We start from the raw sequence: 23,741 nt of genomic DNA, 5'->3' as shown, positions 1-23,741 counted from the left end.
CTGAGCTAGTCAACTAATGAACTTAGATTCTTCAGCAAAGGATCTAAATGGCTCTGTCCATATTGGTAAACCTGGCTATTTAATTGGTTATAAAAATCATGGTTAACAGGATTTGGCGTAAAGATATTTTGAACATTAACCATCTGTTCAATGGCCTGCTCATAGCTGTCAAAAACGCCAATAGCCATACCGGCGTTAATGGCACAGCCAACCGCAGCCGAGCCCCGCATTACATTTCTTTTGGCCGGGACACCGAAAATGTCAGACAAAATTTGCATAAACAGATCGCTATTTGCTCCACCGCCGGAAACAACAAGCTCTCGAGTCGGGATATTCAATTCCTGGTTCATTTTGTCGACGTGGTTTTTTAATGTAAAAGCAATGCCTTCTAATAAAGAACGGAACATATGTGCCCGGGTATGGCGGCTATCAAAGCCGATCATGGCGCCTTTACGGAACTCTGCGTGAGGAGGGGCGGCCCAATCATGAATCGTGAACAGTCCTTCACTGCCGGCAGGGACATTTTCTGCTTCCCGGCTGAGGAGCTCTTCTACTTGAATATTTTTGTCTTCAGCTTCAGCAATCGCGGCCTGACCAAACTGATCCCTGAACCAGCTGATCGTCCACATACCCAAACGAACGCCCCAGCATTCATAGATATAGCGATGAGGAATTGACGCCTGAAATGGCCAGAAGTTTACTGAGTTAGTGACATACTCTTTGCCCTGGGTTAATGCAGCAATGTAGGTGCCAAGTGAGATAAGGATGGTGCCATTATCAAGCGAACCTGCCCCCAGAGCCTCAACGGCTTTATCATGTGCAGTGGCAATAACCGGTAATTTTTTAGGTAAGCCATAGCGTTGAGTTAATTCATCGGTTAAGTAACCTAAAATTTCTCCCGGCTTGACAACATCCATTACCATATCCCGGGTTAGGTTACAGTCTTGCCAGCGCTTAGGATCAATGCTCCAGTCCAGCGTTTGATCGTCCATCGGCCACCAACCAATATAGTTGGCGCAGGTGTCTTTAAACTCACCGGTTAAACGATGGGTGATATAGCCCGAGCTGGTACTAACATAGCGGACATCTTTAAATTCATCTGAATACTGGTAAGGCTTATTTAAGCGCTTATCCATCCAGCCGATAACCGGATAAGCCAGCTCGCCATTGGCTTTAACTACCGTGCGACAGCAACGAATAATGCATAATCCAATCGCTTTTATGGCATTAACATCCAGCTTTAAGGCGTTAAATTCAGCCATGACGCGGGTAAATGCAATCTGTAATGAGTCCCAAATATCATCGTCAGGATGAATTGCGAGCAGCGGGGCAGGAACCTGAATGTTACGTAGTTTTTTGACACCCTGGCAAATAATATTGCCTTTCAGATCGAATATAATCACTTTGGCACTTTGGGTACCGACATCAACACTCATTAAATATTGATCGCTCATTTTCGTTCCTTATTCGTCATCTTCTAGACGGGATAATCACCCTGACTATTTTTATATTAATTTATATAAAACAAACGGTTATAAAAGATCTGAAATATAAAAGGCACAAAAAAAAGAGAAAAGCCTCCCCAATAATTGGGAAGTTACTTTTCTCTTCGTCTCTGATAGCAACTTGGCGGAACTATAGCATTTTGAATATTGCAAAGTATGTGATTAAGCTCAAAAATCGATGACTTGTTATGCAGTTCAACCCATTGGTGGGATGGCGATCTCGTTCTGGTTAACCATACTGATATTCAACGCCTAAAGTGCCTTGGGGATACTGCCATTTTTCCAAAATAGTATTGCCACATAGGATGCGACAAGTACCGCACTCCAGGCATCCGGCATAATCAAACTGTAGTGAACCATCATTATTTAATTTATACAGTCCGGCAGGGCAGGCAATTAAGAGCTTCCTGAGCTCAGCCATTTCAGGTTCTTTGACTACCACAATATGCGGGTTGGTTTTATCTACTCTAAATTTATTGACGCTGAGCTTTGCATCGACATCAACGCCGTTTAGCGTATTAACATTACTCATAGCGCTCTAACCCCTTTAATGATGTCTTTGGCCAGGTTGATTAAGCCAACGGTTTTTGCCTGTTTTAATAATTTCCCCAACATTGGCTGAGCGGGCTGGCCGTTGATGATAAACATATCGTGCATAATGTCGGCCATCATGCGTGGATATTGATTGAACAAGCGAGAGTTCTCTAACTGGGCGGGGAGTTTTTTATACAGAGCCATATCTTTGAGGACAAAGCTCTCTTCCAGCCGGGTTCGGTAGTGTGACAGCGCCGTTTGGCTAAAATCATTTTTTTGTTTAGCCATCACCACCGTTTGTGCGGCAGCTTCAGCTGAAGCAATGGCTAAATCCATCCCTCTGATGGTAAATCCTAAATTAAGGCTTAAGCCGGCAGCATCGCCGATAATCAAAAAACCATTACCGTTTAATTCAGAAACTCCGTTTAGGCCCCCTTCGGCAACCATATGGGCTGAATACTCAAGCAGTTTTCCGCCCTGTATTAATGGCCTGATGGTGGGGTGGTTTTTAAAATCTTCCAGCATTTGCGGGACGGTTTTATTCGATTTCTCAATTTCGCCAAGGCTACAAACGATCCCCAGTGAAATTGAATTTTGGTTGGTATAGAGGTATCCGCCGCCGGTTAAACCATTAGACGGCGAGCCGGCAAATAGCCAGGCGGTGCCCTCTCCATTAACTAGATTGAAACGATCTTCAAGCTGTTGCTGAGGGAGTTCGATCAGCTCTTTTACACCGATAGCCAGATTGCCAGGCGATGAATCGAGCCCTTTACCAATCGATTGACTAAGCAGGGCGTTAACACCTTCGGCCAAGATAGTGACACTGGCCTCAATAATATCTTCCCCAGCTTTAACACCAATAACCCGGCCTTCTTTTATAACCAGTTCATCAACCAGAATTCCCGCAATGAATTGTGCGCCGGCAGCTTCAGCCTGACTCATTAGCCATTGATCAAACTTACTGCGTAAAACGGTATAGGACTGCTGCATCGGGCTGCTATGTTGTTCAGCCTGGTAATCGATGGTGACTGCACTGTCATCGGTTAAAAAAGAGATTTTCTCATGGGTCACTTTACGCTCAATAGGGGCTTGCTGAGCAAAACCGGGCATTATTTTCTCTAAACTATGCGCATAGAGTCGCCCACCGGTCATATTCTTACTGCCTGCAAAGTTTCCACGTTCAATGACTAATACATTTAAACCGGCATTGGCCATAACATAAGCCGCTACGCACCCGGCAACCCCGGCTCCCACCACAATAGCGTCAAATTTATCATCAGACATAGGCTCTCCTTAAAGCAGAAAAACGCTAGCTGGTATTATCCAGCTAACGTTTTAATCAAAAACTATCCTGTCAGCTTTTATACGGGATAATTTTTTACCGGATAGATGGTTCCGCAGTTCATAATGCCGTTTGGATCGAACTGTTTTTTCAGCCCTTCCATAATGTAATAGGCACTGTCGTGCTCTCTTTGTATCCACTCGGTACGATATTTACCAATGCCATGGTGATGACCAATAGAACCGCCAGCTTTTAGCGTCTCTTCAAGGATCAGTGAGTGGATCGCCTGATGATACTTCATACGTTCATCTTCTGGTCCGCATGCCTTCACATAGTAATCATAAACGAAGTAAACGTTAGTTCCGGTTAAGTAGCTGTGTGATGAGTGGCCACCTAACATGGTAATATCTTCTAAATGCGGGAAGTCTTTGCGAATTCGTGCCAGCGCATTTTTGTAGATATCATAAATAATGCTCCAGTTACCGGATACTTCCGTTGTGAAGCCCATATGGTGTTTCGCGGCAATATGACGACGCTCTTCTTCCAGTTTCTCCGGGCCCCAGTTAAGATTATTGAACCATTTTTCAATAATTTTACTATCAACGGTGGTACAGACATCTTGGTATTGGGCCATGACATCATCAATGCCTAACGCGGTGGCTTCTGCCAGTCTCTTTGAGCCCTCGGCCATAAAAATCAGCACACATTGGTCTGGGGCAAACTGGTTAAAACCGTGCTGGGTGCCATCTTCTGCATCATATAGACGGGCAATGGATGGACGATAGCCATTAACCATCACTTCACGCAGTATTTCAAATCCTGTTTCCATACTGTCTAAGCGGTAACAACGGAACTGGTGATTCTCCGGCGTGTATTTGAATAAACGTACGGTAACTTCAGTAATAAAACATAAAGCTCCTTCGTTACCCATAATGACATGGCGGATATCCGGGCCACAGGCACGGCGCGGGACATTCTTTATTCTGGCGATATGGCCATTAGGGAACACGGCTTCAATCCCAACCAGCATATCTTCAATACCGCCATAAAGCGTGGAGAACTGGCCGATGCTGCGGGTTGCTACTAATCCCCCCATCATCGCAATAGGTTTTGACTGTGGTGAATGACCGGTGGTTAAGCCTAATTTACGCACCTGGTCTTCAAGATCTTGCAACAGAACGCCACACTGCGCGGTGACCAACATATCTTGCTCATTAATTTTGATGATCTTATTCATCTCTGAACCATCAAGCACTATTGAGTTTTCTACAATTGTTTCTAAACCACCTTCAGTGGCACTACCGCCGGTACGAGGGACGCAGTTAATCTTATTTTCATTACAGAAAGCCAATACTTTAGACGCCTGCTCCGCACTTTGTACTTTTACAACCGCGGCAGGCAATGGCAATTTATAGATGCCCATTAAGGTTTCATATTTTCTGTATCTATCATGACTATTTACTTTTAATGCATCGATATTAGTAATAACGTGCTCTTTACCAATAAGGCTCGATACTTTCTCAACAATTTGCTCTCTTGTTAAAGCCATTTCGTTTTACCCTTTATAAACATGAATTATTAAAAAGATGCATTATTGATTAACGCATTAAATAACCGCCATCAACGGTCAGAATATGCCCATTAACGTAATTGGATGCATGGCTGGCCAGAAAAACAGCCGCCCCCATTAAGTCTTGTGTTTCTCCCCAGCGATTAGCCGGAATATGGTTAAGAACCCGTTGATTAGACTCTGGGTTAGCGCGAGTTTTTACCGTTAGCGCGGTGGCATAATAGCCGGGGGCAATACCGTTAACCTGAATGTTAAATTGGGCTAACTCATCGCAATAGGCCTTGGTTAAACCAGCAATACCGTGTTTGGTTGCGCTATAGGCCGGTGACCACTGCCCGCCAAGGTAAGTAAATACTGAGCAGATATTGATAATTTTGCCGCTTTTTTGCGGGATCATGACCTTGGCCGCTTCATGGCTCATCTCAAATGCAGCGGTTAAGTTCAGTGCCACCATGGGATCCCATTGCTGGCGAGTAAACTTAGTGACATCGGGTTCATTAATGCACATTCCGGCATTGTTAACTAAGATATCAATGGTACCGAATTGCTTCACACAGGCATCAATCACTTTAGCCGGAGCGCCCGCTTCGGTGATATCACTTTTTATAAAGCCGGTTTTAACTCCCTGCTTTTCAAGCATTTTCTGGGTTTCGCCGTTATCATCAATATAGCTGGCGATGAAAACATTAGCGCCGGCTTTAGCAAAAGCCATCGCAAAAGCCTGCCCTAAGCCACTATTGCCGCCGGTAACCAGCGCTGTTTTCCCCTTAAGAGAAAAGAAATCCAGAGAGAAATCTTCTATTTTCATAACTGACCCCGTGAATTAAATGCAAAAAAAAAGAGAAAAGCCCACTTCTGTAAAAATACAGAAGTCACTTTTCTCTTTATCTCTTCAGTAACTGCCGGGGACGATACCATAGAGGCAGCAGGTTATTCCGTGACCGCACTCAAATAATTGGCAGATGCTCAAATTAAAGCAAAAATAATGATATGAACGGCTGATTTTCAACCGGCACCGGGTTACGGGTTAATATGGCGCTATACCCTAATGGGTTTTGAAAATGGCTCGAATGTAATATTACTCGCGGGATTTTTTGCCAAATAGCGGTATAGGGCAATACCCAGCGCAATTAACATCATCGGGGCAACGATGGACGGTGGTGCCACAATAGAACGGCAGGGCGCTAAAAATCTGGCAGAAGTCAAACTGGGTATCGACGGGCAGTTAAACCTAAATATCAGCCTGTGGACCAATGTAGCTCAACAGATTGGCCAATATGGCTATCGTGATACTAGAGCCACGTTAGGTCTGAAATATTCATTTTAATGTGAATTGTGAATAGGAGGGGACGAGCTGGGGAATCTAATGTGCCGACCTAAGTTTTTTATGTGGTTAATATCTATTGTTTTTTTGATTATCAATATGAACACATCAATGCATCATATATCTATGTTATCCATGCTTGTTTGATGCTATAACATACAACCCCAATTAATATTTAACGTACTCATTTATATAGTATAACATGTTAATCTGGAAATATTTTAGGTGTATAGCTCGATAAAGCTAATTTGTGTTCTAGCGATTATATAAAAAATAAGGCAACGGTAATGGTGAAAAAATCTTCTTGGTCAGGTGGTTGGGCTACATTAAGAGATTTAGAAATAATAAAAACACTAATTGAAGTTAGAACGGCAACCTTAGCTGCGGAACTTCTGGGTATTTCCCAACCAGCAATCAGTAGAACACTAAGCTTAATTGAGTCAAGATCAGGATGTGTTTTATTTAAAAGGGAAAAAGGTAAATTAATACCTAATTCAGATGCATTATCATTATATGAAGAAATTGTTAAAATTTCAGACTCTTTTGAAAGACTAACCAAATTTGAGTGGAATAAAGAAGAAAAAAAATCTTTAAGAATAATTTCAACACCTACAATTGCATATTGCTTTCTTATGCCTTTGACTGCTCAATATATAAAAGAAAATCCAGATGTAACCGTAAAAATAGATATTGTCACAGCTTCAAAATTATTAAGTAATTTAAATGAGGGTCGAGCTGATATCGCTCTTGGTGACTCATCTCTGAATACGGCGAGTATCAATGTTAGTGCATTTCCTTTAAGAAGAACCAAGATAGTCTGTGCGATGAATCGGCTTGATGAATTAGCTAGCAAAGATGTCATTACGCCAGAGGATCTTAATCAAAAAAGAATGATTGTGTTTACTAAAAGAAATATTTCAAGAACAAAGCTTGATCGCGTGTTAGACAAGTCAGGAGTGTCATATAATATTATTGCTGAAGTTTCTGATTCATACTTAGCCTTGGATTTTGTAAGGGCAAATGTGGGCGTTTGTTTAATGCCATCATTTCCTGTCTCAACTATTAATGACCCTCAAATTATATTTAAAGATTTTATTCCAGAAGTACTAAATGATTCATCCTTCTTTACTCTTTCTAATTTAAATTCACCTCATATACAGAGATATCTTGAATATATTTATCAAAAACAACCAATACCAGATAGATATTCGGAACCACTGTAATATCTAATTTAAGAGCTTGCGATAACTATGTCTAATTATAGCAAGCTCTTTTTTAGTGTATAGCTAACATTATACAATCAAAAAGTGAGAGAGTATTAACATTAATATATAAGCACTACCAAGCTGTAGAGCATTTCGTTTAATGATATCAAATGGTGTTAATCCAACTAACCCGGCGACGGCAATTGTTACTCCTGCTATAGGAGAGAAACTACGACCTAAGCTGCCAGAAAAATGCATTGGAATAAGAACCTTGTATACAGATACTCCCGCACCTTTAGCAACTTCCGCCGCTAAAGGTGCAAAGGCATTGAAGGTTGAGCCTGTACCAAGTACAACAGAACTGAAAAACACTAAGATACTGAAAGATAAAACAACGAGAATATGAGTGTGAGTTCCAGAAGGTATAAAACTAAATAGTGTTTCAATAAACCCTATTTTAATCATTCCTTGAGCAAGGACTTGAGCACAGAGTAAAATTGAAACGATCATAATAAATGATTGTCCCATTTGGTCAAAAAGGCCTGCTATTTTGTCGGCTGCCTTTTTTATGCTTAACGTACGAATGAAATCGAAAAATAATGCAATGAAAAATGAAATAAACATAGCCGTAACAACATCCATTTTAAATCGAATTTCTTTTGGAAGCCATTCTTCAACTAAGCTAGAAAATATAAAAAGAAGTATCATGGGGATTATTGGGAGGAGGGCAAATAGATAAGGCACTTTTTCTGGTGATGCTTGTTGATGCATTAATAAGTCATCATCTTGCAATGATACTGTTTCTTTTTTGTCCCAATAAGCTTGGACAAACATATGCATAACACCGATAAATATAAAAAGTATCCATACAATGGGAATCTGTTTTTCAACAAAAAAGCTAAATAGATCATAACCAGTGATTTCAGCAATCAAAATACTGCCGGTTGCGGATGGGCCATAATCGATACAAATTCCTGATGCAATAACGGCCGCAACTGATGCTTTGCTACATCCAATAGAACGTAGGATGGGATACAACGTAGACATCATAAGAAGAGCCAGGCCCGATGGGCTTGATATAAATAATGCTAAAAGTTGCATTAGTATGTAACACCCGCCAAGAAGCATATACCTAGACTTTAATCTTCCTAAAGGTTTTACACAGATCTCAACCAATTTTCCAGATGCACCTATATCATTCATATAGCGTGAAAAACCGGCAATGACCATGATAATAAGCCCTAAGCTGGCAATATTCTTACTGAAGACATTTTTTATTTCCATAAAGACATCAATGACTTTTGAGCCTGAACTGGCACTCGTTATTGTGCTATCAGGGAAAAGAAATGCTGCTATTAATAAAAGTACACACCCACCGACTAGTACTAGGGCTTGTGCGTATATTTTTCGCATTATTCCCATACCAATCAATATAATAACAATAAAAGAGACGGCAAGAATAAATGCCTTTTGACCAAAACAAAAATATATAGAAGCTAAAATAATTGGGATGCTGATTGTCCATATAAATAAGGATTTTTTGATGTTTTTCATATCAGTAGACTCAGTCATTTTATATCTCACAAAGAATTAATCATGGTTATGTGAAAGAGCAAGTATCACAACTTTATGCTGATAGGTTTGGTTGTTAATGTTATTCGAGTATAACCATTAGGTAATATTGTTAAGTGTGATGTTCCCCTCATTTTGAGAAAATATGATTATTTATCAAATAAAACAATGAATTGATTGTTTTATTTAAATTGTGACTTTTATCACATCATAAATGAATGTATATATTAATATAACCAAAATCAAAATAGAGGCGGATGAGTTATGGCTAGTGTAGGAATGTTTGACTCGTGTATTACAGGGCATTGGTTTAGTCAGAAAGCAAAAGATATCTGGTCTGACTCGAACACAATACAAAGTTGGCTAGACGTGGAAGCTGCATTAGCATTAGCTCAGGCTAAATTAGGGATGATACCGAAATCTGCTGCAGACATAATTGCAAAGAAGGCCGATGTAAAATTATTAGATGCCGATAAAATCTCTGCAGGTATCAAAGAAACCATGCATCCTTTTGTCCCCGTATTGCGTCAATATGAAGCGGTTTGTGGTACTGAAGCTGCGTCATATATACATTGGGGAGCAACGACCCAAAACATTTTCGATACAGGGGCCGTATTACAGTTAAGAGAAACACATAATATTATTTTGTCAGATCTCGATAATGTTCTTAATGCGATGGCTAAGCTTGCGGCCGATACAAAAAATATTCCTCAGGCGGGTAGAACCCATGGTCAGCATGCACTGCCGATTACTTTTGGCTTTAAAGTGGCGGGTTGGCGGGCTGAAATTCGTCGACATAAAACTCGCTTAATACAGGCAGCGGAAGATGCTTTTATTGTCACAATGGGAGGTGCTGTTGGTGTTTTTTCAGCTATGGGGGGAAATGGGCGGAATGTACAGGATGAAGTCGCAGAGTTACTGAATCTCAAATCATCCTCAATCCCAGTTAGATCTTCTTGTGATTCATTAGCTGCTTACATCAATATTTTTGGTTTATTGGCTGCTACCGTAGAAAAAATTAGCGAAGAAGTGATTTTCTTACAAAGAACCGAGATTGCTGAAGTTGAAGAGAGTTTTCATCACGGCAAAGTAGGGAGTTCTACGATGTCACAAAAGAGAAATCCGCAGCATGCCCAAAACCTTGTGGGGGTGTCACAATTGTTGCGTTCAAGAATGATGTTGGCTAATACATCAATGATAAGAATGAATGAAGGAGATGCTGCTGAGAGTAATATTTTAGATGTGTCATTGCCTGAGGTGTCTATCTTTGCTGTATCTCTTGTTGAAGGTTTATATAAGTTAATCTCCGGTTTGAATGTTTATCCTGAAAATATGAAGAAAAACCTAAATATATCCGGGGGGTTAATTCTTTCTGAAGCCGTAATGATGCAGTTAGCTGAACACATTGGACGTCCTGCAGCACACCATATTCTATATGAAGCAGCCATGAATTCTATAGAGAAAAAGATCACCTTTGCTGAGTCAATTCATGATGAGCTTAATAAAGAAAATATACCGGATACGTTGGATATTAATAAAATCCTAGATCCTTTACATTACCTTGGTGAGTCAGCTGAATGCGTAGATGATGAATTAAAAAAATAGAGTCGCAGTAAAAATGGTGGAGAATAGACAGTTGCTGAACGCTATGCGGGCTGGAACGGCAAGCCGGGCCAGCAGAACTTGCAGAGTAAAACTTTCTGCCCGTTACTGGCTAAATTATGTTGAAAGCAGCGATATTAAGCCTCAGCATCTGAGCTGGCGACAGCAAATGCTGGAGAATCTAGTCACCACTATTTGTTTGGCTAAACAGACGGTATAAAAAAACAGCGAACTAACTCTGCTTCTATTTGCTAAGAGTTATTCGCTGTTTATCCACCAACCCCTCAGGTTAGAACAACGCCCAAAAGAATGTTGGAAGCCAATAGCTAAAATTATTTGCTTTGTCCGCAGTGGTGTTGCCAAATTAGAACCTGTCCTTGACGCTATTTTCCTTATTTCTCCTAGGGTCGCGTATCTCATAAACCGAGTTCAGTTTGAGGTTAATTCATTTGTGCTTAATTTAAGTGTATTTCTATTTATTAGTGTTTATCTAGGATAGGGTACAGAGTGCGAAATCAAACTTCTAAACAGGCAACTGAGCTGGAGGAGCAATAACACCATGAGTTTTTTAATCTCATGGTGTTATTTCAATTATAAAAAAGCTATGTTGGTGAAAATCTAAGGAGAGAATATTAAATGAATAGGCTGGATGCCCTAATCAAACAGATGCAAATCCAATTGGATGCGCCTAAAAATACCCATTTCAAGCAACCGCAGTGGCGGGCTGACAGTCCGGATGATTTGCGCCAGCTGTGCCATCACTATAATGGTTTTATCCGCCAGCAAGCCGTTGCATTACTCGGTCTGATGCAGGATGCACGTGCGATGCCCGATATCATTTCATGCTTAAATGATTGGGTTGTTGAGGTCAGATTAGCGGCACAGCACAGTCTAGCTGAGCTATTAATCAATCAACATGCTCAAAGCATGACCTCTTGTTTACCCGAACTTTACCAGCTATTGGACTGTGGCCGGGATGACCATTTAGCCAGTGTGAATCGAGTGGTTGGCTTTTTACTTCAGCCAGAAAATCAGCAGCATATTATTTCGGCTATATCAGATAAACGCCCTAAGGTCGCTCGCCTGGCTCTTCAACTTGTTATTGACCATCACCTGCTTTCCACTGGTGAGATCATTGAGTTAGCCTTAAACCATGACGATGTTATGGTGCGATTCACTGCGGTGAGGCTATTTTTAACCGAGGCCAAATCCGTCAGTCAGCAACAGTTACTGATTGTTTTACACGACAGCTTTGCACCAATACGGCTAATGGCCATAGAATACCTCAATCAACATAGCTCCCCGTTATTAGCCAAACACCAAATTGAGGCGTTATTATTTGATCATCATACCCGCATCAGAAGCTGGGCTATTAAACAGTTGAATGATCGGGGCATGGATCTTGCGGCCTTTTATTGTCTGGTATTGCAGGATAAAGCGGAAACCGCCAAAAAGTTAAGCTGTGCACTGTGGGGAATAGGGGCAATACAGCATCCGCAGGCCATATCTATTGTTTCACCCTTTATGCAACATCACTTTCCCTCTGTAAGACGCGCGGCGTTACAGCTATTAGTTAAGCTGTTAACCGGTTCTGTGAGAGATCTTTTATTGAACTCCGTAATGGATATTTCCCCTACGGTAACCAAAGAGGCGGTCAGATTATTTGCTAAACAGCAGCTGTCGCTGTCACTGCTTGAGTTACAGATATTAGTGGCTAAAGCTGAATCTCCTCATCAATTTATCGCCTGTAACCAACTGGCAAATCGTTTGAATAAATGGGATCGCCTGATCTTCTTACTTAATCAGATTTCCTTAAATCATCATAATGACACCGTTGATCAACTTTACCGTTGGTATGAAAAGTTTAACCAAAGCGGAACCCAGCCAAGTGCCGGGCAAATTGAGCAAGTCGCTTTGTTAATTGATCATCCTTGGTTTAAACAAAATCTTAGATGTTATGACGGGCTATATAATATCCTGATGTTTTTTAAGCAATAATATTGGATTCTGTTAAATTATACTTACGCTTGAATTCGGCTCGGATAGAGATGTGATACGCACCTTGTTGTGTTTATCTTCCCATTATTGGAAACGTCAATTATCAGAACCTTGTTACCAAATCGTTCGTTACCTGGAACCCTTGCTAATCATAGCGGGATGAGTCAATAACTATTGTTCGGAGTCGTGTAATGAACCAAAAACAAGAGACTTTTATTTCGGTGGATATCGAGACCGCAGGGCCAATAGTCAGCGAACACAGTATGCTGACCTTAGGTGCCTGTCTGGTATATCAACCCGAAATCGAGTTTTTAATGACGCTTAAGCCGATTAGCGACCAAGCGGTTGATGCTGCACTGAAGATTTCAGGCCTGACTTTACAACAGGCTCAAGCCGACGGGCTTGCTCCCGAAGAGGCAATGGCTCAGTTTGCCACTTGGATTGCAAACAACCTTCCTGAAAACGCGACTCCGGTGTTTGTCGGTCTTAATGCTCCCTTCGATTGGTCATTCGTGAATTACTATTTTTTGAAGTATTTGGGAGAAAACCCGTTCGGTTTTGCTGCGCTGGATATTAAGGCACTCTTTATGGGCGCGACCGGATGTAGCTGGCATGACACCAGGTCCAGTTCAATCGATAAACAGCTGCACCCGACGCTGGAAGGAAACCACGATGCTTTGTGTGATGCTAAATACCAAGCTGAGCTGTTCCGGCTGATTTATCAACAGGAGCTTTATCATCGGCCTGAACGCTAGTTTGGTTGCAGTGTGATTTTTTCTACTCATATCCTTGTGTTTCAATTTGCAGGTTATCACCGTTCATTTTATTGCACCGGTAGGTGCAACCTAACCCGACCGTCAAAGATTGGTTTACCCGCTACGGCAAAAGAGGGGGGCTTCTGCCGTAGCGGTATATCTGGCATAGCAGATTAGCTTAGCGCTTTATCTAACATGCCAGATTTATATCAGCATCAAGCCTAATGATAACGGCTAAAAATTATACAGACTCCCAATCTTGACTATTGCTTCGTATATCATAAGCATCAGCCAGCCATATCTTTCTATTTTTTATCATCGACAAGCGCCATTCTTGCAGCCGAGAACTCAGGGCTGGTTTGGATATAATTAAGTACTTGTTGGTTATTTGAGCAACTCATTGATCTGGGATTTTATATAACAACCCCCAAATTAGTAAATATGGTGATTATTTCTTTTGTCTGTATCTCATGCGTTTTTTTAAATAAAAATAATTTTTATCTTGTGATTTTTTTAAGTGCTGATTTCATCTAACTTATTGGCGTGTTTCATTTATTTTCACGTGAATAAGTAACGCAATGAAATTATTCATTTATTTGATTTAACTTTCATATCTATTTGAAATTATTTAATTTTTTGTTTTTATTATTTTTTTAACACTTTTTTGATTTTATTTTTGATCTTTAAATAGATCTTGAAATATAGGTGGATGTATTTATCATGCATATATCCCCTATGGCTATTTTATATATCGCAACGTATTTGATGGGGTTTTCTGCCGAATTGAAATGATGTCAGTCACAACAGGTATTGTTGTCATTTAAGTAGGTATAGGGATTTATTTTGTATAAAAAGGACTTGTTTATGAAGTTTAATAGATTAGTGTTGGCATTGCCTGCGCTTTTTTCAGCCTCTTTTGCAGCATACTCTTCAGAGGTTCCGCGTCCTCCAACCTCATTTCCGGCCGAAATAGCCACGCCAAGCGTTAGTGATATCTTAAATACCGCAACCGATGGCTGGCCAATCGCTAAAGGTAAGTGGGAAACGAAGTACCAGTCAATTATTACTGGGAATCAATATATAAACGGTGAGACCTTTACCAGAACCTACTTCCCTGAGCAAATTCTCTACGTTGAGCAAAACTCTTATAGTCTGAACAATACTATTGATTCGTTTCAGGTGACTGTCAAAACCGGAAGCGTCGCTATTGGCAACACGGTTAAGGGTGGAATTGTTAATCCAACCGATGCGACTAGGGTTTATAGCGGGTTTCTGGCCCTGATGGATGACTCGGTGGCCTATGATACCGTGGTTGAAAACTTTGGTAGCATTAGCCTGAATAATGATGCTAAAGCCTATAACACCATCGTTAATTCCGGCGGCAAGATGGTGGTAGGTGCCCGGGGCTATGCTCAGGCTAACCTGATTGACGGTGGTTATCTTGAACAGTCGGTAAGAAGTACCTCTGAGATTAAAGACACTATCATCGTTAACGGTGGTGAGCACTGGCTTTATGGCGGTACGGCTACCAATACTCACGTTGGCAGCGGCAGCTTCCAAATGACCAGCGGCCTGGCGCTTGATACCGTGCTATATGATGGTGCGGTACAACAGGTATATTCCGGTAGCGGAGAAGACGGTATTTCCGATCGTAATACCACTATCTATGCCGGGGCTCTCCAGTTGGTGACTTCAGGTATCTCTGAAGATGCCAAAGTGTATGGCACTCAGATCGTCAGCGGCGTTGACGGAACTTGGGAAAACCGTGGCTGGACGTCTGATGACAAAGTTAGAATTACTGGCCAGACGGCGAAAAATGCCACTATTTATGCCGGTGCAGAACAGCGAATCCAAACCGGTGAGGCTATCGGCACTCAGGTTTACGGATTACAAATTGTTAGCGGTAAAAAGGGCGGTTGGACCGGTGGCCAGTGGGTTGAACAAGACGGCTGGATCGGTCAAGATCAGGTTGCGACAGAGTCAACAATCTATCAGGGTGGCGTGCAGCGCGTAGAATATTATGCCGATGCCAATAAGACGCTGATTGACGGCGGAAGTCAGTTTGTTAATGAGTTAGGCCACATCTCAAACACCACCATTAATCATGGCGGTGAGTCAACAATTGCCTATGGCGCCTATTCTACCGGTACGCTGGATGTCAATAACGGCTCATTGACCATGGAAGGCGGTGATTTACACAGCTGGACCGGTTCGCTGGGCGGTAAGGGTGCCTACGCGACTCAGGTTAACCTGGCGGGCAGTGATTCATTGTTATATCTGCAGCATAATGCCAATACCGATGTGTCAGAGGTAACGATTGAAAGTTTAGCCAACAACGGCATGGTTGTTTATGGCCGCAAAGATGGCAGCGATAGCGGTAAATATAGCCGCTTGGAAATTCATGACCTGACCGGTTCCGGTACCTTTGTGATGAATACCAATGTTACCGGCGGGTACGGCGACTTCCTGAATGTGAGTAACAGCATTGACGGTGCCTTTAACATCAGGGTGATGGATTCCGGCCAAGAACTGAGAAGCGGTGTGGTCGGCGCTAATCCTTATCATCTGATTTATGCTAATGGCAGCGTCAGCGATAACTTTACGTTAGTTAACGGCAGCGTCGATCTGGGTGCCTATAAATATTATCTGGTGCAGGGTGACGGTGTAGACGGTGATAATTGGTATCTGTCTCCGCAAAAGAATACTGTTGTTCCGGACCCAGATCCGACCCCGAACCCGACTCCAGATCCTAAGCCTGAAATTTCTGAAGGGGGTAAGAACGCGATTGCGATGGCTAACGTGACACCAACAATTTGGGACGGAGAGCTATCTACACTGAGAACCCGTCTGGGTGACTTACGTGATAACAATACCGCTCAAAGCGGTGCATGGGGTAAATACATCACCAGCCGTTACCGTATTTCAACTGACAACGTCGGCTATAAACAAGATATGAACGGCGTTATGTTGGGTGGCGATCGTGCTATTGCGTTGGAAAATAGCCGCCTGTTGTTAGGTAGTATGTTCTCTTATACCCATTCGTCGTTGGATGCCCGCTCAAGCGACGGTAAAGTAGATAGCTATGCATTAGGCCTTTACGGCACATGGATGCATGACAACGGCTACTATCTGGATGGCGTATTAAAAGCTAACCACTTCAGAACGGAAAACAGTGCCCAATTTAACAATGGCAAAACCACCGCCAAGGACAATACCAATGGTATTGGTTTCTCATTGGAAGCAGGTAAGCACATTAAGATCGACAGCTACTTCGTTGAGCCTTATGTCCTGGCCTCGTTATTCCACGGTGAAAAGACCGGCTATCGTTTTAGTAACGATATGAAGGTAAAAGCAGATTCAGCCGAGTCAGCAAAAGGTGAAATCGGTACAACCTTTGGCAAATCCTTCCTGACGGAAGGCGGTACCCTGATTAAGCCTTATCTACGACTGGCCGTAAGCCATGAGTTCAAGAAGAATAACGACGTTATTATTAATGATACCGAACGTTTTTCTAACGATATGTCCGGTACCGTTGGTAAATACGGCGTAGGCCTGACGACGCAGTTGGATAATCAGTGGTCAGCCTATGCAGAGCTTAACTACGCTAAAGGTAACCATGTAGAAACCCCATACAGCGGGCACCTTGGCGTTCGTTATAGCTTTTAACTAGAGGACGATGACCTTTTAATTAAGGTGAGAGTCAATCCAACCCACAGCCTCCCGCAAGGGCGGCCGTGGGTTTATTTATCAGCCTAACCTAGTGATTACCAGGTTATCGACCTTGTCTTTCTTTGAAAAACGAAATGCCTAACCTACGGCTCGCATTTACGCTTTCACGAGGATACGACATGGTTAGCTTACGTGATGATTCACTGCGTTCATCCTACGGCATCCGGAAGGCAGAAAAGTAGCAGCGTAACCTTCTATTCATCAAAACCATCTCTTGCCCGAACAGCTTAAAACGAAATAATTTTGGCGGTGTACTTATTCAACAGCAATAAGCGTGAAACCATAACCGATGCGATAAATACCAGCGCTAATGGAATAAATCTTAGGGTAAAATTATGGAAGTCATACAGCGTAGTAATAAAGTAGAAGACGCTGTAGTGAACGATATAAACCCCGACCATTGCCGGGCTGATAAATTCAACGATGTTATTGATCAGCTTACTTTTCATCGACATATTATCAAATAATATAAACAGCACCATGCTCATCGCCAGAAGGTAAAGATGTTCCAGAACGAACCAAACGGCGACGCTCTCATGGATATGAGTGGATATATAACGCTCGTAGAAAAACATCGATATGCCAAGAGGAATCAGCAATATCTTCGACAGTAAATGTACGCTGGCATTTCTTGTAAAGCGGCGACCCTGTTCGGTGCCCAACGCGTGGCCTAAAATATAGTAGCCGCCCCACACCCAGATAAATGCAAAGCTGGAAATAAACAGCGGATCGTCACGAGTATCCAGCGGGCTAAAAATATCGAAAAGCGCGATAACTCCCACTAAACCGACCAGAACCAATGCAGTGGCTTTTAAATTTCGAATACCTTTAACAATGATAGGGTAGAACAAATAAATAAGACCCATATCTAAAATAATACCCTGTTGTAAAAGATAGCCTTGCTGGACAAAACGCGTTTTAATTAGGGATAAAATAATATTCCAGAAAATAATTATTATGATAATGGTTTTGACCTTTATTAAGGTCTCTTTTCTGGTTAGTTTTTCAACTTCATCCATATAACCAATAATAATAAAGAATAATGGTTTTGATATTACTGAAAAAAAGTAAAGGATGCTCATTGAATTAACATGAAGGAAGTCTTCATAAGCAGACATTTGGCTAGTAGAAAAAAAGGTCACGGCTGCAAAGCAGCTCAAACTTTTTAATGCGTGTTTGCTTACGTTTCTAATCATTATGTTAACACCAATTACAAAGGGAATATCTATCGTGCTATCTATTGTATTACGCTGTTTTTCCTAAAAATAATCCTAGTACAATATTGTTAACTGCACAATGCGTTATCGTTAGTCTATATGGCGATTAGTGCCTGTAGAGCCCGTAAATGTCTAATCTAAGATCAAAAAATAGCCTACAGTCGCCAGAGTAAGGTAATGGAAACCTGATTAAACCATTTTATATTCAGCTAGTTATGCTTGTTTCTATCAGTGTTGAAAATACTTGGTTCAGAATAGTAACACGCTCATATAGCCAACATAAACTACCCGTTTATTTTACTGGCTTAAGTATCCGACTGAAAAGGCAAAACAATATTTTTATTTTACCTGCTTTTAAGAGACCTTGGTTAACAAATCTTAATATTCTGGTTATTTATGCCAAATTAATGTGTGTTTTAAGGGCGGGGAACTATCCGTTTTAATAAAAATGTCAATTGACGCTTTTATAACAGGAAAATCTGATAGATAAGGCTATGATTTAAGTATAACTATCTTTGTGGCGCTAATGTTTAATTGCGGCCTAATAAGGTTTGAATATGAATAAACTGTGCCTGTGTGCTCTGGCTGTCGGTTCCATTACTGGTGCAAGTCTTGCGCTAAACGGCAGCGCAGCGACTGAGGTTAAGCCCATGGATTATTGCTCTGAAGGTTGCGGATGTACTTTTGAAAGTCATTTTATATTTTCTGTGAATTTTGATTAAGTTTAACCTGTTGCCTTTAACCTTATCTGAATAGAAGTAATGAGTTGTTTGATTTTCACCATAGTGTGAATTGGGGCCGGAGTGGCCCAGATGAGCAGTGGTTCTGATGCCATAACGTATGCAGGCAAACGAATTGGTCCACTGCGCCCTTAAAATCTGATTCTAAGAGATTGCATCGTGAATATAAAACTTGTTGCTGTTCTCCTTGTTACTATTTTTCTTTCTGCCTGTGACAGAGAGGCACCTGAAAAAAGCGACGGCGTACGACCGGTGAGTATCTTTGACGTTATCAATAATGCCCAGCAGGGGGAGCGCGTATTTCCGGCCAGAATTGTCGCCGGAGATAAAACTGAGCTGGCATTTAAACGCCCCGGACAGCTACAACAACTTCTGGTTCGAGAAGGGGAACGGGTAACTCAAGGTCAGTTGATCGCTGAACTCAATAACAACGACGCCCGGCTGCGGGTGAAAGATCGTCAGGCCACCTTTGATTTGGCCCAGACTCAGTTCAATCGCTTATCAACGCTGAGTGCACGTAATGTTATTCCGCGCGCGGAATTAGATGTACAGCGTGCCGCCCGAGATTCAGCGCGAGCCGCGTTAAACATTGCACAGGAAGAGCTGAGCTTTATGCAGGTGCTGGCGCCTTTTGACGGCATTATTGCCAACGTCAATGCTCGCAACCATCAGGTTGTTACCGCCGGTCAGCCAATTGCGATACTCAACTCGCTGGATTCACTGGACGTTGTTTTCAGCATTCCTGAAAACCTATTTATTATTATCGATGAAAACAATGCCAAGTATCAGCCGACAGTCCAACTAAATAACTTACCCGGCCGCGACTTTGCTGCCCGTTATAAAGAACACACCACCAACACGACCTCAGGGTCATTAACCTATCAGATGACCCTGACCATGCCACGGCCGTCAGATTTACCGTTGCTCTCTGGTATGAGCGGCAGCGTAAGAATCAATCTGGGTAATTTATCCGGCGCAGCCCAAACGGCAAATATTGTGATACCGGTAGAGGCCGTATTTAATCCGGATAATACTCAACGCAATCAACCGTATGTCTGGGTGGTAAAACAGCGAGACGGCAAACTGTTTGTTGAATTACGCAAGGTCGAAACGGGTCAACTGACCGCTAACGGTATTCAAATTCTTTCGGGACTGAATGACGGTGAACGGATTGTTGCTGCGGGCACCCGAGAATTGCGTCCGGATCAGGAAGTACGCGCCTGGGTTCGTGAGCGAGGTCTGTAATGAAACTGACAGAGAACTTTATCAGTAACGGTACCCGTATCTGGTTGGCCATTCTGCTGTTGGGTATTGGCGGGGTAATTGCCTTTTTAAATATTGGCCGGCTGGAAGACCCGGCCTTTACCATTAAAACCGCGGTAGTTGTAACTCGGTATGACGGAGCCTCTGCTCAGCAGGTAGAAGAGGAGATTACTTTACCGCTGGAAAATGCCATTCAGCAGCTTCCTTATATCGATAACATCACCTCGATCTCCAGCGTTGGGCTTTCTCAGATTACGATCAATATTCGGGCGGAATATGGTTCAGCAGAATTGCCGCAAATCTGGGATGAACTGCGTCGCCGTATTGGCGATTCAGCCGTACGTTTACCACCGGGTTCCAGCCCGCCGATTGTCAATGACGACTTTGGTGACGTTTATGGCTTTTTCTTCTCACTCCATGGCAACGGTTATAGTAACCAAGAATTACGTAACTTTGCTGAGCAGCTTCGCCGTGAACTGGTATTGGTGCCGGGGGTCGGAAAAGTAGGCATTGTCGGTGTTTTACCTGAAGAGGTTCAGATAGAGATATCCCGGGCCCAAATGACCGCGGCCAATATTATTCCGCAGCAGCTGAACGACTTGCTGCTTCGGCAAAACGTGGTGTCTAACGCCGGTCAGTTAATGGTGGGCAGTGAATCGATCCGATTACATCCGACCGGTGAGTTTTACAATGTGCAAGAATTAGGTAATTTGCTAGTCAGCCAGCCCGGCAGCGCCAAAAGCGTCTATTTACGTGATATTGCTACTATTACTCAGGGCGTCAGCCATTCACCGAATAGTATTTACCGAGCTAACGGCCAGCCAGCGGTCTCTATCGGCGTCTCTTTTGCACCTAATGTTAACGTAATTGTTGTCGGTGATGCGGTACAGGCCCGTTTGGCTCAACTGGAGGCTGAACGCCCTGCCGGCATGGAAATTAGCGTTTTCTACGATCAGGCTCATGAGGTAGAAGGTGCCGTTAACGGATTCATCATGAATTTCCTGCTGGCGCTGCTGATTGTAGTCGGTACCTTGCTGATTTTCATGGGGGTTCGCAGTGGGCTGGTCATTGCGGCATCGCTTGCACTGAACGTGCTTGGCACCTTGCTGTTAATGAAGCTATTCAACATCGAACTACAGCGGGTGTCTCTTGGCGCGCTGGTTATTGCCCTGAGTATGCTGGTGGATAACGCCATCGTCATTGTTGAAGGGGTTTTGGTCGGGCGACAGCAGGGAGAGAGTACGCTTAAAGCTATTACTAACGTCGTTAAGCGCACCATGTTCCCGCTGCTGGGCGCTACTATTATTGCCATTCTGGCCTTTGCCCCAATCGGTTTGTCTAACGATGCTACCGGGGAATACTGTAAGTCGCTGTTCCAGGTACTGCTGATTTCTCTGATGCTAAGCTGGTTTACTGCGCTGACTCTGACGCCGGTATTTACCAAGTGGGCATTTGAAAAACAGAAAATGGCACAACCGGAGGCCGATGGTGAGGTAAAAACGCCTTATGACGGCTGGCTGTTCCGGGTTTATCGCAACGTACTTAGAAAGCTACTGCATCAGCGCACCATTACCCTGTCGGTTTTAGTGGCGCTGTTGGTGGCTTCGGTTATTGGCTTTGGTCAGGTACGCCAAAGTTTCTTCCCGCCGTCTAATACGCCCATTTTCTTTGTCGATCTTTGGCTGCCCTATGGCACAGATATTGGCTATACCGAAGAGATTGCGGCAAAAATTGAAGGCCATATCCGGGAGCAGGCTGGCGTTAGCGACACTATGGTGACTATCGGTCAGGGGGCGATGCGCTTTATGCTGACCTATAACGCTCAGCGCCAGTACTCCAATTATGCTCAGGTGATGGTGCGGGCTGAGCAACTAAACCAAATACCTCAGATGATTGACCAAATAGAAGGCTATGTGCGCGATCAATATCCGCAGGTTAGCGTACAGGCTAAGCGTATTATGTTCGGGCCGTCAAATAACAGCTCGATTGAAGCGCGCTTTATTGGTCCTGATCCCGATGTTTTACGTTCACTGGCCGATCAGGCTGAAAAAATTGCCAGCTCAGATTCAAACTCAGATGGTGTCAGGCACGACTGGCAAGAACGGAATAAAGTTATTCGTCCGCAGTTCTCTGAACATTTAGGCCGTGAGCTGGGGGTTGATAAACGTGAAATTGATGGGGCTTTGCGTATGAGTTTTGGCGGAGCCACCGTCGGCCTTTACCGTGACGGCACCCGCCTGATGCCGATTGTGCTAAGAACGCCGGACGCTGAGCGACTGAATGCTGAGCGTCTAAACGATGTCATGATATGGAGTCAGGCACGTCAGGCGTTTATTCCGATTGATAACGTAGTGAATGGTTTTACTACGGAATGGGAAGATCCGCTGATTATGCGACTCGACCGTAAACGTACCTTAACGGTACAGGCCGATCCATCGTCTGCCAGCGGCGAAACCTCGGCTGAGTTACTGCAACGTATTAAGCCGGGTATCGATGCTATCGAGCTACCTCGCGGCTATGAACTGGAGTGGGGCGGTGACTATGAAAGTACCAAAGAGGCTCAGGCCGGATTGTTTACCAGCCTGCCAGTTGCTTTTGTGGTGATGTTTATCATCACCGTGCTGATGTTCAGCTCGTTTAAAAATGCGCTGGCCATTTGGCTGACCATTCCTCTGGCGCTAATTGGGGTTACCGTTGGCTTCTTGCTCACCGGCATTCCGTTTGGCTTTATGGCCCTGATTGGTTTGTTAAGCCTTAGTGGTATGTTGATCCGTAACGGTATCGTACTGGTGGATGAGATAGGCCAGCAGCGGCAGAAAAAACCGATACTGGAGGCCATTATTGATGCCTCTACTTCACGTTTACGGCCAATATTGCTTACCGCATTTACCACCGTGCTGGGGTTAGCTCCGCTGTTAAGCGATGCGTTCTTCCAAAGTATGGCCGTGGTAATTATGTTTGGTTTAGGTTTTGCAACGGTGCTGACATTACTGGTTCTGCCGGTGATTTACAGTTGCATGAACTCAGACAAGAAAAAGCCGGCTGTGGAAGCGTAATAAATAGCATCGGCTGAGTGCGATTGGCGTTATATCTCGCCATCCCCGCCATTTTTATTATTTCACCCCTTCGTCATCCCCGCGAAAGCGGGGATCTAGGTTTTAGCTCACAAGCTAGCGCTTAGCTTAAGGGCTGGATCCCGTTTTTCAACGGGATGACGAAGAAGTCTCGATTCGCGTCATCGCTACCACCTCCGTCATCCTCGCGAAAACGGGAACGCGAGCCGTAGGCGAAGCAAACATTCGCCTCGTGAATGGCCCACAGGGTGAGCGCAGCGAATCATTCAGGTTTTAGCTCAATAACTCAAGAGTACGGCCTAATAACCAAGGGATTACGGTCAACTTCAAGTGCTGGATCCCCGTTTTCACGGGGATGACGACCTTCGGGG

At 43.2% G+C, this 23,741-nt stretch carries 17 protein-coding genes; 10 read left to right on the top strand and 7 right to left on the bottom strand.

All coding sequences use genetic code 11. The annotated features are described in order from the left end of the window. Nucleotides 1-5: 5 nt before the first annotated feature. The 5 genes from YWE_RS0122925 to YWE_RS0122905 all read right to left on the bottom strand — a co-directional run bounded on the left by YWE_RS0122925 (nucleotide 6) and on the right by YWE_RS0122905 (nucleotide 5,699). Nucleotides 6-1,454, bottom strand: a complete 1,449-nt coding sequence (locus YWE_RS0122925) for an FGGY-family carbohydrate kinase (RefSeq protein WP_029096550.1) — start codon at nucleotides 1,452-1,454, stop codon at nucleotides 6-8. Nucleotides 1,455-1,734: 280 nt separating this feature from the next. Beyond that, the gene (locus tag YWE_RS0122920; protein ID WP_029096549.1) at nucleotides 1,735-2,037 is read right to left on the bottom strand and encodes a ferredoxin family protein; all 303 of its coding nucleotides are present in this window, start codon (nucleotides 2,035-2,037) and stop codon (nucleotides 1,735-1,737) included. After that, nucleotides 2,034-3,323 (bottom strand): FAD-dependent oxidoreductase, encoded by a 1,290-nt coding sequence (locus YWE_RS0122915; protein ID WP_029096548.1) that lies wholly within the window; start codon nucleotides 3,321-3,323, stop codon nucleotides 2,034-2,036. The genes YWE_RS0122920 and YWE_RS0122915 overlap by 4 nt, the downstream gene beginning before the upstream one ends. A gap of 77 nt (nucleotides 3,324-3,400) precedes the next feature. Next, nucleotides 3,401-4,870: an FAD-binding oxidoreductase gene (locus YWE_RS0122910; protein ID WP_029096547.1), complete on the bottom strand. Its 1,470-nt coding sequence runs from the start codon at nucleotides 4,868-4,870 to the stop codon at nucleotides 3,401-3,403. Nucleotides 4,871-4,919: 49 nt separating this feature from the next. Then, nucleotides 4,920-5,699, bottom strand: a complete 780-nt coding sequence (locus YWE_RS0122905) for an SDR family oxidoreductase (protein ID WP_036016939.1) — start codon at nucleotides 5,697-5,699, stop codon at nucleotides 4,920-4,922. 342 nt (nucleotides 5,700-6,041) lie between these two features. Between YWE_RS0122905 and YWE_RS29950 the strand changes: the two genes are divergently transcribed. Both YWE_RS29950 and YWE_RS0122895 read left to right on the top strand, forming a co-directional pair. Beyond that, nucleotides 6,042-6,218, top strand: coding sequence for an autotransporter outer membrane beta-barrel domain-containing protein (locus tag YWE_RS29950; RefSeq protein ID WP_084167180.1), 177 nt, complete (start codon nucleotides 6,042-6,044; stop codon nucleotides 6,216-6,218). A 284-nt stretch (nucleotides 6,219-6,502) separates the two neighbouring features. Beyond that, nucleotides 6,503-7,438, top strand: a complete 936-nt coding sequence (locus tag YWE_RS0122895) for a LysR family transcriptional regulator (RefSeq protein WP_029096545.1) — start codon at nucleotides 6,503-6,505, stop codon at nucleotides 7,436-7,438. Nucleotides 7,439-7,507: 69 nt separating this feature from the next. On the opposite strand, the gene dcuC is transcribed toward YWE_RS0122895, so the two are convergent. Continuing rightward, a complete protein-coding gene (gene dcuC, locus YWE_RS0122890; protein WP_084167179.1) occupies nucleotides 7,508-8,992 on the bottom strand; it encodes a C4-dicarboxylate transporter DcuC in 1,485 nt (494 codons plus the stop codon). Between the two features lie 264 nt (nucleotides 8,993-9,256). Here dcuC and purB point away from each other — a divergent pair, with 264 nt between their 5' ends. The 5 genes from purB (at nucleotide 9,257) to YWE_RS29265 (ending at nucleotide 17,013) form a co-directional block, all read left to right on the top strand. Further along, nucleotides 9,257-10,597 carry an adenylosuccinate lyase gene (gene purB / locus YWE_RS0122885; RefSeq protein WP_071605922.1) on the top strand — a complete coding sequence of 447 codons (1,341 nt, stop codon included), beginning with the start codon at nucleotides 9,257-9,259 and terminating at the stop codon, nucleotides 10,595-10,597. A gap of 13 nt (nucleotides 10,598-10,610) precedes the next feature. Beyond that, nucleotides 10,611-10,814 (top strand): hypothetical protein, encoded by a 204-nt coding sequence (locus YWE_RS0122880; RefSeq protein ID WP_029096542.1) that lies wholly within the window; start codon nucleotides 10,611-10,613, stop codon nucleotides 10,812-10,814. Nucleotides 10,815-11,230: 416 nt separating this feature from the next. Further along, nucleotides 11,231-12,592 carry a HEAT repeat domain-containing protein gene (locus YWE_RS0122875; protein WP_029096541.1) on the top strand — a complete coding sequence of 454 codons (1,362 nt, stop codon included), beginning with the start codon at nucleotides 11,231-11,233 and terminating at the stop codon, nucleotides 12,590-12,592. Between the two features lie 191 nt (nucleotides 12,593-12,783). Continuing rightward, on the top strand, nucleotides 12,784-13,347 hold the full coding sequence (locus YWE_RS0122870) for a 3'-5' exonuclease (RefSeq protein ID WP_029096540.1): 564 nt from the start codon (nucleotides 12,784-12,786) through the stop codon (nucleotides 13,345-13,347). A gap of 864 nt (nucleotides 13,348-14,211) precedes the next feature. Beyond that, nucleotides 14,212-17,013: an autotransporter outer membrane beta-barrel domain-containing protein gene (locus YWE_RS29265; protein WP_029096539.1), complete on the top strand. Its 2,802-nt coding sequence runs from the start codon at nucleotides 14,212-14,214 to the stop codon at nucleotides 17,011-17,013. A gap of 290 nt (nucleotides 17,014-17,303) precedes the next feature. Here YWE_RS29265 and YWE_RS0122860 read toward each other — a convergent pair whose 3' ends face one another. Continuing rightward, nucleotides 17,304-18,272 carry an acyltransferase family protein gene (locus tag YWE_RS0122860; protein ID WP_051323534.1) on the bottom strand — a complete coding sequence of 323 codons (969 nt, stop codon included), beginning with the start codon at nucleotides 18,270-18,272 and terminating at the stop codon, nucleotides 17,304-17,306. A gap of 578 nt (nucleotides 18,273-18,850) precedes the next feature. Between YWE_RS0122860 and YWE_RS30820 the strand changes: the two genes are divergently transcribed. The 3 genes from YWE_RS30820 (at nucleotide 18,851) to YWE_RS0122845 (ending at nucleotide 23,352) form a co-directional block, all read left to right on the top strand. Continuing rightward, nucleotides 18,851-19,015: a hypothetical protein gene (locus YWE_RS30820; RefSeq protein WP_154661459.1), complete on the top strand. Its 165-nt coding sequence runs from the start codon at nucleotides 18,851-18,853 to the stop codon at nucleotides 19,013-19,015. A gap of 177 nt (nucleotides 19,016-19,192) precedes the next feature. Then, entirely contained in the window at nucleotides 19,193-20,278 is a 1,086-nt protein-coding gene (locus YWE_RS0122850; RefSeq protein ID WP_029096537.1) for an efflux RND transporter periplasmic adaptor subunit, read from the top strand. Continuing rightward, nucleotides 20,278-23,352, top strand: coding sequence for an efflux RND transporter permease subunit (locus tag YWE_RS0122845; protein ID WP_029096536.1), 3,075 nt, complete (start codon nucleotides 20,278-20,280; stop codon nucleotides 23,350-23,352). The genes YWE_RS0122850 and YWE_RS0122845 overlap by 1 nt, the downstream gene beginning before the upstream one ends. The last annotated feature ends 389 nt before the right edge of the window (nucleotides 23,353-23,741 follow it).

The sequence above is a fragment of the Budvicia aquatica DSM 5075 = ATCC 35567 genome (assembly GCF_000427805.1).
Classification (GTDB): Bacteria; Pseudomonadota; Gammaproteobacteria; order Enterobacterales; family Enterobacteriaceae; genus Budvicia; species Budvicia aquatica.
The sequence above is the reverse complement of the archived record's forward strand: the minus strand, read 5'-3'. Positions and strand labels throughout refer to the sequence as shown.